Source organism: Aureimonas sp. SK2 (assembly GCF_029813115.1).
Taxonomy (GTDB): domain Bacteria; phylum Pseudomonadota; class Alphaproteobacteria; order Rhizobiales; family Rhizobiaceae; genus Aureimonas.
Window position 1 is genome coordinate 100,010 of sequence record NZ_JAPZDS010000006.1, and the last position, 12,866, is coordinate 112,875.

12 protein-coding genes are annotated in these 12,866 nt (G+C 68.4%); 8 read left to right on the forward strand and 4 right to left on the reverse strand.

What is annotated here, in order from left to right; genetic code table 11:
* Nucleotides 1–61 precede the first annotated feature (61 nt).
* Nucleotides 62–877 carry an SDR family oxidoreductase gene (locus tag O5O54_RS09375; RefSeq protein ID WP_279480994.1) on the reverse strand — a complete coding sequence of 272 codons (816 nt, stop codon included), beginning with the start codon at nt 875–877 and terminating at the stop codon, nt 62–64.
* A complete protein-coding gene (locus O5O54_RS09380) occupies nt 864–2,732 on the reverse strand; it encodes a glycoside hydrolase family 15 protein (protein ID WP_279480995.1) in 1,869 nt (622 codons plus the stop codon). The genes O5O54_RS09375 and O5O54_RS09380 overlap by 14 nt, the downstream gene beginning before the upstream one ends.
* A gap of 181 nt (nt 2,733–2,913) precedes the next feature.
* Between O5O54_RS09380 and O5O54_RS09385 the strand changes: the two genes are divergently transcribed.
* The 8 genes from O5O54_RS09385 to phoB all read left to right on the forward strand — a co-directional run bounded on the left by O5O54_RS09385 (nt 2,914) and on the right by phoB (nt 11,633).
* On the forward strand, nt 2,914–3,900 hold the full coding sequence (locus O5O54_RS09385) for a hypothetical protein (RefSeq protein ID WP_279480997.1): 987 nt from the start codon (nt 2,914–2,916) through the stop codon (nt 3,898–3,900).
* A 21-nt stretch (nt 3,901–3,921) separates the two neighbouring features.
* Nucleotides 3,922–5,199, forward strand: coding sequence for an ATP-binding protein (locus O5O54_RS09390; protein WP_279480998.1), 1,278 nt, complete (start codon nt 3,922–3,924; stop codon nt 5,197–5,199).
* 150 nt (nt 5,200–5,349) lie between these two features.
* Entirely contained in the window at nt 5,350–6,393 is a 1,044-nt protein-coding gene (locus O5O54_RS09395; RefSeq protein ID WP_279481361.1) for a PstS family phosphate ABC transporter substrate-binding protein, read from the forward strand.
* A 100-nt stretch (nt 6,394–6,493) separates the two neighbouring features.
* Nucleotides 6,494–7,972, forward strand: coding sequence for a phosphate ABC transporter permease subunit PstC (gene pstC, locus O5O54_RS09400; RefSeq protein ID WP_279481000.1), 1,479 nt, complete (start codon nt 6,494–6,496; stop codon nt 7,970–7,972).
* The gene (gene pstA, locus O5O54_RS09405) at nt 7,972–9,300 is read left to right on the forward strand and encodes a phosphate ABC transporter permease PstA (protein WP_279481002.1); all 1,329 of its coding nucleotides are present in this window, start codon (nt 7,972–7,974) and stop codon (nt 9,298–9,300) included. Before pstC ends, pstA begins: the two co-directional genes overlap by 1 nt.
* A gap of 14 nt (nt 9,301–9,314) precedes the next feature.
* Nucleotides 9,315–10,124, forward strand: a complete 810-nt coding sequence (gene pstB, locus O5O54_RS09410) for a phosphate ABC transporter ATP-binding protein PstB (RefSeq protein ID WP_279481363.1) — start codon at nt 9,315–9,317, stop codon at nt 10,122–10,124.
* 52 nt (nt 10,125–10,176) lie between these two features.
* Entirely contained in the window at nt 10,177–10,899 is a 723-nt protein-coding gene (gene phoU / locus O5O54_RS09415) for a phosphate signaling complex protein PhoU (RefSeq protein ID WP_279481003.1), read from the forward strand.
* A gap of 2 nt (nt 10,900–10,901) precedes the next feature.
* Nucleotides 10,902–11,633, forward strand: coding sequence for a phosphate regulon transcriptional regulator PhoB (gene phoB, locus O5O54_RS09420; RefSeq protein WP_279481005.1), 732 nt, complete (start codon nt 10,902–10,904; stop codon nt 11,631–11,633).
* Between the two features lie 21 nt (nt 11,634–11,654).
* Here the strand turns inward: phoB and O5O54_RS09425 are convergent, their stop codons facing one another.
* The gene (locus O5O54_RS09425) at nt 11,655–11,903 is read right to left on the reverse strand and encodes a DUF3297 family protein (RefSeq protein ID WP_279481007.1); all 249 of its coding nucleotides are present in this window, start codon (nt 11,901–11,903) and stop codon (nt 11,655–11,657) included.
* Nucleotides 11,904–12,014: 111 nt separating this feature from the next.
* On the reverse strand, nt 12,015–12,614 hold the full coding sequence (locus O5O54_RS09430) for a GcrA family cell cycle regulator (RefSeq protein ID WP_279481009.1): 600 nt from the start codon (nt 12,612–12,614) through the stop codon (nt 12,015–12,017).
* Between the last annotated feature and the right edge of the window lie 252 nt (nt 12,615–12,866).

Genomic DNA, 12,866 nt, shown 5'->3' on the forward strand with positions numbered 1-12,866 from the left:
TAACCGGCAGGGGAGGCCTCGAGAGGTTCCCTAAGATCCCGGGATCGGCAATCCGGCCTGCTCACCCGTTGCCGCGGAAGCCGGGGTAGAGCGTCATGCCGCCGTCCACGAACAGCGTCTGGCCATTGATGTAGTCGGAGGCGTCGGAGGCTAGGAAGGCGACGACGCGGCCGATGTCCTCCGGGTCGCCGACGCGCCCGTGGGGGATCAGCTTCAGCATCGCGTCCATGCCGCCTTCCTTCTCGCGCTCGTCCCTGTTGATGGCCGTCGCGATCGCGCCCGGCGCCACGGCGTTGACGCGGATCCCCTCGCAGGCGACCTCCTGTGCCACCGATTCCATCAGGAGCTTCAGCCCGCCCTTGGACGCCGCGTAGTTGACGTGGAAGGCCCAGGGGATGCGCTGGTGGACGGAGGAATCGAAGATCAGCTTGCCGAGCGCCCGGCTCACCTCCGGCCGGCGGCCCTTGGCCCGGAAGCGGCGCACCGCTTCGCGCGCCATCAGGAAGCCGCCGGTGAGGTTGGTGCGGATCACCGCGTCCCAATCGTCCAGCGTCATCTCGGCGAGCTTGGCGTCCTTCTGGCGCCCGGCATTGGAGACGGCGATCTCGACGGGGCCGAGCCCTCGTTCCGCCTCGTCGAAAAGACGGGCGACGTCCTCCTCCGACCCGACATCGCCCTGAACCGCGATCGCGCGGCGGCCGAGCGCCTCGATGGCCGCGACGGTCTCCTCCGCCCCCTCGCGCGAGCCGTGGTAGTTGACGGCGACATCGGCACCCGCCCGCGCCAGCTCGACGGCGCAGGCGCGCCCGATCCCGGCCGAGGCGCCGGTGACGATGGCCACCTGGCCCTGGAGCGAAAGGAGGTCAGAAGATGCCATCGGGGTCCTCGATCATCTGGAAGCCGGCATGGGCGGGGTCGGATCGGTCGGCGGTCAGCGCCCGGTCCAGCCAGATGGCGGCCGAGATCAGCGACAGGTGTGTGAGGCCTTGCGGGAAGTTGCCGAGATGCCGCCCGTCGGTGGACAGTTCCTCGGCATAGAGGCCGAGATGGTTGGCGTAGGAATGCAGCTTCTCGAACAGGAGCCGCGCCTCGGCCACGAAGCCGGTGCGCGCCAGCGCTTCGACGTACCAGAAGGAGCAGATGGTAAAGAAGCCTTCTTCACCCTCCAGCCCGTCGTGGTTGGAGGGGCCGTTGATGTAGCGGCGCACGAGGCAGTCGTGGACGAGGGTCTCGCGCACCGCCTTGAGCGTCGAGACCCACATCGGGTCGCGCGGGTTGATGAAGCGGACGAGCGGCATCAGGAGCACGACCGCGTCCAGCGTGTCGCCGCCCTTGAACTGCGTAAAGGCGCCGACTTCCGGGTTCCAGAACTCCTCCACGATGGTCTTCTGGATCGTGTCGCGCTCGCGGTGCCAGAGGGCGAGGTCGGCGGGCATGGATTCGCGCGTCGCGATGCGGATCGCGCGGTCGATCGCCACCCAGCACATCAGGCGCGAGGAGAGGTACTCCTTGTCTTCGCCCCGGCTTTCCCAGATGCCGCGGTCGGGCAGGTGCCAGTTGGCGCAGAGCCAGTCGATCAGCCCCGACAGCTTCGCCCAGACTGAGTAGCTCGGCTTTCCGCGCGCCCGCGTCGCGATGTACACCGCGTCCATGAACTCGCCGAAAATGTCCATCTGTCGCTGGTCGAAGGCGCCGTTGCCGACGCGAACGGGCCGCGAGCCGCGATAGCCCGAGAACTGCGGCAGCTCCGTTTCGGTCAGCTCGGCCCGTCCGTCCATGCCGTACATGATCTGCAGGCCCGACCGGTCTCCGTCGCTCCTCGCCACGCGCTCCATCAGGAAGTGGATGAAGGCCTCGGCCTCGTCGTAGTAGTTGAGCCGCGACAGGGCGTAGAGGGTGAAGGCGCTGTCGCGGACCCAGCAGAAGCGGTAGTCCCAGTTGCGCTCGCCGCCCACGACCTCTGGGAGGCCGAAGGTCGCGGCGGCCGCGATGGACCCGTGCTTGGCGGATGTGAGAAGCTTCAGCGTGAGCGCCGATCGGACCACGAGTTCGCGCCAGAAGGTGGGAAAGCGGCCGTGCGCCACCCAATCGTGCCAGAACTTGCGCGTCTCGCCGAAGGACACGCGGACATAGTCGCGGTCCGCCGGGCTCCAGCCCTCGCGCCCGGGGCAGAGGACGGTGAAGGCGGTCTCGCCCTCGCGGAGCGTCACCTCGCCGGCAAGCGTCCCGTCCTCGATGCGCAACGGGATGGAGGTGTGGAGGAAGATCGTCTCGCGCGAGCCGTCGGGGCGGGTCCAGGCGATGGCGGCGCCGTCCGCGGTCGGCGACAGTTCGGGCTGCGCGAGAGCGTATTCGGGTCGCGGATCCAGGCGGATGGCGAAGGTGACTGGCCCCATGATCGCCTTGGCGCGGCGCACGATGCGGCCCGAGCCGTCCAGCGGCATGAAGTCCGAGACCTCGCCGATTCCGTCCGGTCCGAGAAACCGGGTCAGGAGGATGTTGGTGTCGGGCAGGTAGATCTGCCGCTGGCCCATGCCGTCCGCCGTCGCCCAGAAGCGGAACTCGCCGCCCTTTTCGGGGTCGAGCAGGGAGGCGAACAGTGTCGGCGAATCGATGTCGGGATGGCACAGGAAGTCGATGCGCCCGTCCGGGGCGACGAGGGCCAGCGTGTTGAGGTCGCCGATCACGCCGTGCCGGCCGATCGGATTGGGCAGGGGAGGAAAGGTGGTCATCGACGGCTTCCGGAAGGCTTCTGCAAGGCAAGGTCGCGCGCAGGCGGCTAAAGGAAAGGGTGAAAACTCGCGCCGTGACGGCAAAGCGCGGCGAGATTGCTCCATTCCGCCGCATTCGCTATCCAGATGCGATGCCGAGGGACCGTGGCGACGGTGTCGCCTCGACCGGCCGGGAGATGTCATGAGCGCAATGGAAGACAGCCTGCGGCGAGCCCTCGAGGGCGGCGACGCGAGCGATCCGGCCTTCCGGGAAAGCATCTACGCCGCTTCCGAACGCGCGCTGGAGCGGATGCTGGAAACGCGCGGCGCAAGCGAGGCGGATGCCGAGGCGCAGCGCACCCGCCTGGCCGAGACGATCGACCGCGTGGAAGCGGACTATTCGTCCTGGCCGGCGCCGTCCGAGGCCGCCGAAGCCGAGGCCGATCCGGGCTTCATGCTGACACAGCCGCCCCTGCCGCCGCGCCCCGAACCGGCCGATGATGTGCGGGAGCCCCGCGCCTTCGAGCCGGAGGAGGCGGCCCCCGAGTCGGCTGCCGCGCCCAACACGTGGACGCCGGGCGGAGAGCGCGGTGCGCCCGAGCCGGTTCGCGAGGCCCGCTCGCCGCGCTCCGTGCTGGTCGCGGCCGTGGTGTTCGCCCTGGTGCTCGCGCTTCTAGCCTATTTCGTCGGCGGCATGATCCGCGGATCCGACCCCGATTCACCGACGGCGCAGAACGAGACCTCGGCGCTCGACTGGATCACCGTGTTCGACGGCGACGACCTGGAAAGCCTCTCGACGCCCGCCGGCGGGCGAATCGAAGCGGCGCCGCGTTCGGGCGGACGGGACGCGGTGCGCGTGTCCGGCCCGGCCGCGGGCGAAGGCGAGGTGCTGATGGCCATCGGTCCCGGCGTCGTCGGAGAGATCGCCGGCTCCAACGTGCGCATCGAGGTGACGGCCGGTTCGCCCGACGGCGCGGAGCGCGAGTTCGCCGTGCGCTGCCTCTTCGGCGGTACGAGCCTCTGCGAGCGGCAGCGCTTCTCGACCACCATGAGCGAGGAGGCCTTCATCTTCGACGTGCCCGTGCCGGCCAATGCCGGATCGCCCGCCAGCATCGCGATCGAGCCGGGCGTCAACGGGACCACCAACGACGTCGACGTCTTCTCCCTGCGGCTTCGCCGGGTCGGATAAGCTTTCGGGCAGGAGCGGGTCGTGGACGAAACGGGCCGCTCCGGCGGAGAAACGGCGCGGCGCTGGCTGCGCCTCGTGCCGACGGCGATCTGGGGGGCGGGGCTCGTCTTCCTGGCGCTGGCGGTCGGCGAGGCGCGCTGGTGGGCGGGAGGCTTCGTTCTGGCGGGTGGCCTGGCGCATCTCCTGCTGCGTGGGGCCGACGGCAACCGCCCGCGGAGCACGGCCGCCAGCCGCTCGCGCAACCAACCGCACTGGCCGGACGCGAGCGTCAAGAGCGTGGTCGAGGCCCTGCGCGAGCCGGGCGTCGTTGTGGACCGCTCGCTCGCCCTGCGCTTCGCCAATGCGGCCGCCTCGCGCGCCTTCGGTCCGCTCGTGCTGGGCGACCCCATCGCCATGCGGTTCCGCGCACCCGACCTTCTGGCCGCGCTGGAGCGCGCGGTGGAGAGCGACGAGGCCGAGCAGGAGGAGTTGAACGAGCGTCTTCCTGCCGACCGCTCCTGGGGGATCGACATCCTTCCGCTGCGGCTGGCGGGCGAAGAGCGACCGCCCTTCCTGCTCCTCCTCTTCCGGGACCATACGCAGGCGCGGCGGCTGGAGCGCATGCGCACCGACTTCGTCGCCAATGCCAGCCACGAGCTGCGCACGCCGCTGGCCTCGCTCTCCGGCTTCATCGAGACGCTGAAAGGTCCGGCCCGCGACGACGCGGCCGCCCGCATGCGCTTTCTCGACATCATGCAGGAGCAGGCGCGGCGCATGTCGCGGCTGATCGACGACCTCCTGTCCCTGTCGCGCATCGAGACGCGGCGCCGGCTGCGTTCCAACGAGGCGGCCGATATCGCCGACATCCTGCGCAGCGTCGCCCGCCAGCTCGGCCCTCAGGCCGCGGAGGGCGGCCTTGCAGTCCGGCTCGTGGGGCTCGACGGGGACGGCGTGCTCGTCAACGGCGACCGGGACGAGCTGATCCAGGTCTTCGCGAACCTCTTCGAGAACGCCTGCAAGTACGGCGGCGACGGCGGCCGGGTGGAGATCGGGCTGCGTCGCGACGGTGAGGGTGTCGAGGCCTATGTGCGCGACTTCGGCAAGGGTATCCCGGCCGAGCACGTGCCGCGCCTCACCGAGCGCTTCTACCGGGTGGAGGAAGGAACGTCCGGCAAGCCCGGCACCGGCCTCGGCCTTTCCATCGTGCGGCACGTCCTGACAAGACATCGGACCAGGCTGTCGATCGTCTCGGAGCCGGGAAAAGGCTCGACCTTCTCCGTCCGTTTCGTCCGATTCCTCGACGCGATGGAAAAACACTAGTTACGACAATGGTTTGGACTGTCATAAATCGCATAAGGAACTGTCATATAGGAGTTGCGCGGGGTCGCTAGACCAAGCCTCGAACCGGTGCCGCAGACTCGTCGGTCGGGCGGTTCGCTTTCGAAACTCCATGACGGAGACAACCTCGTGTTGAACAAGACGCTTGCCGGCCTCGCGCTCGGCGCTGCCTTCGCCCTTTCCAGCCAGGCCTTCGCGCAGTCCGCCCAGCCCGTGCAGGCTGCCGGCTCCTCGACGGTGCTGCCCTATGCGCAGATCGTCGCCGAGAACTTCGGTGAGGTCTATCCCGACTTCCCGACCCCGGTCGTCGAGTCCGGCGGCACGTCGGGCGGCTTCCGCCAGTTCTGCCAGGGCGTCGGCCCGGAGACCGTCGACATCGCCAACGCCTCGCGCCCGATCTCGGCCTCCGAGAAGAAGGCCTGCCAGGATGGCGGCGTGAACGAGATCCAGGAAGTGCGCTTCGGCTACGACGGCATCGTCTTCGCCTCGTCCGCTCAGGGTGCCGACTTCGCCCTGACCCCGACCGCCGTGTTCAACGCGCTGGCCGCCAAGATCGTCAAGGACGGCCAGGTCGTCGACAACACCAACGCCGCCTGGAACGAGGCCGACGCCTCGCTGCCGGCCCAGCCGATCGCCGCCTACATCCCCGCCGAGAACCACGGCACGCGCGAGGTCTTCGAGGAGAAGCTCCTGGTCGCCGGCTGCGAGGCCTCCGGTGCCCTCGAGGCCTACAAGGCGTCGGGCATGGACGAGAAGGCGGCTAAGGAGCAGTGCCACCAGGTCCGCAACGACGGCAAGGCGACCGACATCTCGGGCGACTACACCGAGACCCTGGCCCGCATCGCCGCCAACCCGCAGGGCGTGGGCGTGTTCGGCCTCGCCTTCTACGAGCAGAACCAGGACAAGCTGAAGGTCGCGACCGTCGGCGGCGTCACGCCGTCCGTCGAAAGCGTCGCCTCCGGCGAGTATCCGGTGTCGCGTCCGCTCTTCTTCTACGTGAAGAAGGCGCATATCGGCGTGGTTCCGGGCCTGTCCGAGTTCGTCGAGTTCTTCCTCTCCGAGCAGATGGTCGGCCCTGACGGCCCGCTCGCCCAGTACGGCCTCGTGCCGGCGCCGGAAGCCCAGCGCGAGGAAGCCCGCCAGAAGTTCACGGCCGGCACCACGGTCGAGGGCTGATCGCCTGTCAGCGGAGCGTGGCCGACAGGCCGCGCTCCTTGCCTGCCCACGGCCCGGCTCCCCGGGCCGTTTCGTTCATCCTGCGCGGAGACGAGCGTCGGTGTCCATTTTCGCCATTGTCCTGACCGTGCTGGTGATCGGCGCCGTCGGCTTCGTCCTTGCGAAGCGTCGAAGCGCCCAGCTCGCCGCCGCCTCGTCCGACAAGCTCCACTCGCGCACCATCTATCACGGCGTCTATGCCGCGATGGCCGCGACGATCCCAGCGCTTCTCATAATGTGCCTGTGGCTCGCCGTGTCGCCAGTCGTCGTAACGAGCCTCGTCTCCGTTCCGGAGGCGACCGCCGAGGAGACCAATCTCGCGGCTTCGCTGCGCGAAAGCCTCGTCCGCTCGCTCGGCCAGGGCATCCGCCTCCTTCCCGCCGAAGAGCGCGAGTCGCTCGACGAGATCAACGTCGCGGACCTGCGCCCGCTGCTGGCCCGTCGCGGCATTCCCGTCCCGACGGAGACGACGGACTCCATGATCCGTCAGGCGATCGAGCGCAACCAGCTCGAGGACACGAGCCGCCTCGCGATGACGGTCGTGGTGATCGCCGCGTCCCTCGCGGGTCTCCTCTTCGCACTGCGCCGCATCGCGGTGCGCCTGCGTGCCCGCAACCAGGTCGAGAAGGTCGTCACGTCCTTCCTCGTGATCTGCTCGTCCATCGCCATCCTGACCACGGTCGGCATCGTGTCGTCGATGCTGTTCGAATCGATCGACTTCTTCAGCCGCGTGCCCCCGGCCGACTTCTTCTTCGGAACGGTCTGGGAGCCGCGCTTCGCGGCGGCGGGCTCCACGGCGACCGGCCAGTTCGGCCTGATCCCCCTTCTTCTGGGCACCCTCTACATCGCCTTCGTCGCCATGCTCTTCGCCGTGCCGATCGGCCTCTTGGCGGCGATCTACATGGCCGAATACGCGTCCAATAGCGTGCGCTCCGTCGTGAAGCCGCTCCTCGAAGTGCTGGCCGGCATCCCGACCATTGTCTACGGTTTCTTCGCCCTGATCACGGTCGGCCCCTTCCTGCGCGACCTTTCGGCGGACATCAACGGCCTCCTCACCGGCGACTATTCCAGCTTCATCCAGGCGCAGTCGATCCTCACGGCGGGCCTCGTGATGGGCATCATGCTGATCCCCTTCGTCTCGTCGCTCTCGGACGACATCATCACCGCCGTGCCGCGCTCGCTTCGCGACGGCTCGCTCGGCCTCGGCGCCACGCCCTCAGAGACGGTGAAGAAGGTGGTCCTGCCCGCCGCGCTTCCCGGCATCGTCTCGGCGCTGCTCCTCACAGCCTCGCGCGCCATCGGCGAGACGATGATCGTGGTGCTCGCCGCCGGTATCGCCGCCAACATCACGGCCAACCCGTTCGAGGCCATGACCACCGTGACGATCAAGATCGTCAGTCAGCTCACGGGCGATCTCGACTTCACCTCGCCGCAGAGCCTCGTCGCCTTCGCGCTCGGCATCACGCTCTTCGCGATCACTCTGGTTCTCAACGTCATCGCGCTGGCCATCGTGCGCAAGTATCGGGAGCAGTACGACTGATGAGCGACGCGACCTTTCCCTCCGGCGCCGGCCCCGTCGTCGACGCGAAGGCGCCGCCGCGCCGCGATATCGGGCTGAAGAAGCGCTACGCCTCCGAGCGTCGCTTCAAGGCCTACGGCATCACGGCCATCGCCATCGGCATGGTCTTCCTCGCCACGCTCCTTTGGACCGTGATCAGCCAGGGCTACACCGCCTTCTGGCAGACCGAGATCCGCCTTCCGATCACCTTCTCGCAGAGCGTGATCGACCCGAAGAACTCGGGCGGCACGGACATGCAGGCGCTGCGCCTCGCCAACTATCCCAAGCTCGTCCAGGACGCGCTGGTGGCGCGGCTCGGCATCGACCCGAGCAACAGCGCCGACGTGCGCCTCGCCACCCAGCTCGTCTCGCAAAGCGTTCGCACGCAGCTCGGCGGGATGGTGATGGCGGATCTGTCCATCATCGGTACCACACAGGACGTCTGGCTCTACGCCAACTCCACCGTGGATTCGGCGGTGAAGGGCCAGTTCGACCTGTCGATCCCCGAGGAGCGGCGGCCGATCAAGGACAAGCAGATCGAATGGATGCGCACGCTGCAGGAAGCGGGCGACATGGAGCAGCGCTTCAACACCGGCTTCTTCACCTTCGGCGCCTCCTCGCGCGCCGAGACGGCGGGCGTGGGCGTCGCCATCATCGGCTCGCTCTACATGATGCTGATCGTGCTGGCGCTCGCTCTGCCGATCGGCGTCGCGGCCTCGATCTATCTGGAAGAGTTCGCGCCGAAAAACCGCTTCACCGACTTCATCGAGGTGAACATCAACAACCTCGCGGCCGTGCCATCCATCGTCTACGGCCTCCTCGGGCTGGCCATATTCGTCAACTATATGGGGCTGCCGCGTTCGGCTTCGCTGGTCGGCGGCCTGGTGCTCGCGCTGATGACCCTGCCGACGATCATCATCGCGACCCGCGCGGCGCTGAAGGCCGTGCCGCCCTCCATCCGCGCCGCGGCCCTCGGCCTCGGCGCCTCGCGCATGCAGATGGTGTTCCACCACGTCCTGCCGCTCGCCATGCCCGGCATCCTGACCGGCACGATCATCGGCCTCGCCCATGCGCTCGGCGAGACGGCCCCGCTGCTCCTGATCGGCATGGTGGCCTTCGTCGCCAACTACCCCGCGACGCCGATGGACCCGTCGACCGCGCTGCCCGTTCAGATCTACATGTGGGCCAACGAGGCGGAGCGCGCCTTCGTGGAGCGCACTTCCGGCGCGATCATCGTGCTCCTCCTCTTCCTGGCCGTGATGAACATCACGGCGATCATTCTTCGCCGCCGCTTCGAGCGGCGCTGGTAAAGGCGACATCCATGATGGAACAGCTTCCGATCAAGGCGGCCGCCCCGGCCGCTCCGACCAAGGCGCAGAGCGCCAAGATGCGCGGCAAGGGCGTCTCGGTCTTCTACGGCGCCAAGCAGGCTCTGTTCGGGGTCGATCTCGACGTCTACGAGCGGCAGGTGACCGCGCTGATCGGCCCCTCGGGCTGCGGCAAGTCGACCTTCCTGCGCACGCTCAACCGCATGAACGACACAGTGGAGGGCGCCCGCGTCGAGGGTCTGGTGACGCTCGACGGCGAGGACATCTACAATTCGGGCATCGACGTCGTGGAACTGCGCGCCCGCGTCGGCATGGTGTTCCAGAAGCCGAACCCGTTTCCGAAGTCGATCTTCGAGAACATCTCCTACGGCCCCAAGATCCACGGTCTCGCCCGGTCCAAGGCGGACCTGGAGGAGATCGTCGTGACCTCGCTGCGCAAGGCGGGCCTCTTCGAGGAGGTGAAGGACCGCCTCCACGATCCCGGCACGGGCCTGTCCGGCGGCCAGCAGCAGCGCCTTTGCATCGCGCGGGCGATCGCGGTGAGCCCCGAGGTGATCCTGATGGACGAGCCCTGCTCGGCGCTCGACCCGATCGCGACGGCGACCGTGGAGGAGCTGATCGACGACCTGCGCCAGAACTACACGATCGTCATCGTGACGCACTCGATGCAGCAGGCCGCCCGCGTGTCGCAGCGCACGGCCATGTTCCACCTCGGCAAGATCGTCGAGGTCGGGCCGACCGAGAAGATGTTCCAGAACCCCGACGACAAGCGCACCCAGGACTACATCACCGGCCGCTTCGGCTGACCGGACCGACGCAACCGGGCCGCGGCCCGAATCCATGAAGGGAGCCCGCGTCATGGAACACCATATCGTCTCGTCCTACGACGATGAGCTGAAGTTCATCCTGCGCCGCATCTCGGAGATGGGGGGGCAGGCCGAGCGCATGGTCGAGCAGGCCGTGTCGGCGCTGATCCGCTCCGACGCGGGCCTCGCCCAGTCGGTGGTCGCCGACGACGTGCTCCTCGACGCCGCGCAACGCGAGATCGACGAGCACGCGATCATGACCATCGGCAAGCGCCAGCCGATGGCCCACGACCTGCGCGAGATCGTTGGCGCCATCCGCATCTCGAACGATCTCGAGCGGATCGGCGATCTCGGCAAGAACATCGCCAAGCGCGTGCTGGCCACGCAGGAACACACCCAGCCGGTGCAGCTCGTGCGCGGCATCGAGCACATGTCGGAGCTGGCGCTCGGCCAGCTCAAGGAGGTGCTCGACGCCTACGCCACGCGCGACCATCTGCGCGCCGAGGCGATCCGGCGCGGCGACCAGGAGATCGACGCGCTTTACACCTCGATCTTCCGCGAGCTCCTGACCTACATGATGGAGGACCCGCGCAACATCACCGCCTGCACGCATCTCCTGTTCTCGGCCAAGAACATCGAGCGCATCGGCGATCACGCGACCAACATCGCGGAGACGATCTACTACATCAAGACCGGCAGCCAGATGGAGATCGAGCGGCCCAAGGGCGACTCGACCCCGACCGTGGTGGCGCCCGCCGGCCTGCGGAGCGCCTGACGATGGCGCCCCGCGTGACGGTGGTGGAGGACGAGGAGGCGCTCTCCATCCTCCTGCGCTACAACCTGGAATCGGAAGGCTACGCGGTCGATACGATCGCGCGCGGCGACGAGGCGGACCTCCGGCTGAAAGAGCAGGTGCCCGACCTCCTGCTTCTCGACTGGATGCTGCCTGGGCTGTCGGGCGTCGAGCTTTGCCGGCGCCTCAGGGCGCGGCCCGAGACCGAGCGGCTGCCGATCATCATGCTCACGGCACGCGGCGAGGAGTCGGAGCGCGTTCGCGGTCTTTCGACGGGCGCGGACGACTATGTCGTGAAGCCCTTCTCGACGCCGGAACTCATGGCGCGCGTGCGCGCCATGCTGCGCCGGGTGAAGCCAGAGCGGATCTCCACGCAGCTCGTGGCCGGCGACATCGACCTCGATCGCGAGACGCATCGCGTGCGCCGCGCGGGGCGGGAGCTGAAGCTCGGCCCGACCGAGTTCAAGCTTCTCGAATTCCTGATGCAGTCGCCCGGCCGCGTGTTCTCGCGCGAGCAGCTCCTCGACGGCGTCTGGGGCCGCGACATCTATGTCGACGAGCGGACGGTGGACGTCCATGTCGGCCGCCTGCGCAAGGCGGTCAACCGGGGTCGCCAGCGCGATCCGATCCGCACCGTGCGCGGCGCGGGCTATGCGCTGGACGAGACGTTCACGGCCGCCGCTCCGCGAGCCTCGGCCCGGTCCGAGAGCGCCTGAGGGCGCTCTGCGGGGCCGAAGTCAGGCCTCGTCGCCCTTGAGGAAGGGCTCGACCGTGCCCTTCAGCTTGAGCAGGATCGGCTTGCCCTTGCGGTCGCGCGCCGTTCCGGCCGCGACTTTGATCCAGCCTTCGCTGACGCAATACTCCTCGACATTGGTCTTCTCCGCGCCGTTGAAGCGGATGCCGATCCCCTTGGCGAGGAGTGCCTCGTCGTGGAACGGGCTGTCGGGGTCGATGGCGAGGCGGTCGGGGAGTGAGTTCTGGCTCATGGGCGCCCCCATAGCGCAAGCCGCCGTCGCAGGCCAGCGCCTTCGAGGCGGCGTCTCCAACGAAAAAGGCCCCGGTCGCTGCCGGGGCCTTTTTCGTTGGGATCGGGGGCTTCAGCGCACGCGGCGCCGCTCGGAGACGGGCTGGAAGGCGATGCGGGCGTGATACTGGCAATAGGGCGAGGCGTCGGGCGCGTGATTGCCGCAGAAGCGGAACTCGGCCGAGAGCGGGTCGCCGAGCGGCCACTTGCAGGTGCGGTCCGAGAGCTGGGTCAGCGTGAGGTTGCGCGAGATCGGCACGACCTCGCCCGGACCGTGCGGCACCTCGACACGGCCGACCAGCGCCTCCTCCTGCTCCTCTGCCTCGATCTCGATCTTCAGCGCGGTGGCGCCAAGCGTCGCAGGGCGGGCGGTGCGCTGGGGCGGAACGGCGACGGGCGCGACCGCGACGACGGGCGGCGCGGCCGGCAGCGCGCGGGGCGGCGGTGCCGCCTCGGGCATCGCCTCGACCAGGACGGGACGCGCCGCGCGCGGTGCCGCGACCGTTTCTAGGGCGGCGGGCGCCTTGAGCCGGCTGTCGAGCTTGAGGCGATGAACCTTGCCGATCACGGCGTTGCGGGTGACGCCGCCCAGTTGCGAAGCGATCTGGCTGGCGCTCAGTCCTTCACCCCAAAGCTGTTTCAGAAGATCGATCCGCTCGTCGGTCCAACTCATGAACTGACTCCTACTCTTTGGCACATGCGACGCGCCACCGATCCATGCAGCAGGACCCGGGCGGAGCCCGGACCACCAGATCTGGTGGACAGCCGATATCGCCGCACGAAATATGGTGTCCAGGGGCAACTTAACGCGCCGGAGGGCGCTGTGGCAAGGTGCGCACAGTGTTGCACGAATCGCTTTTGCGGTTTTCAACAGGTTGCTGCGGCAGGCTGCGGTGCGCGAAAGGCCGCAAAACCGGGGTTTCGA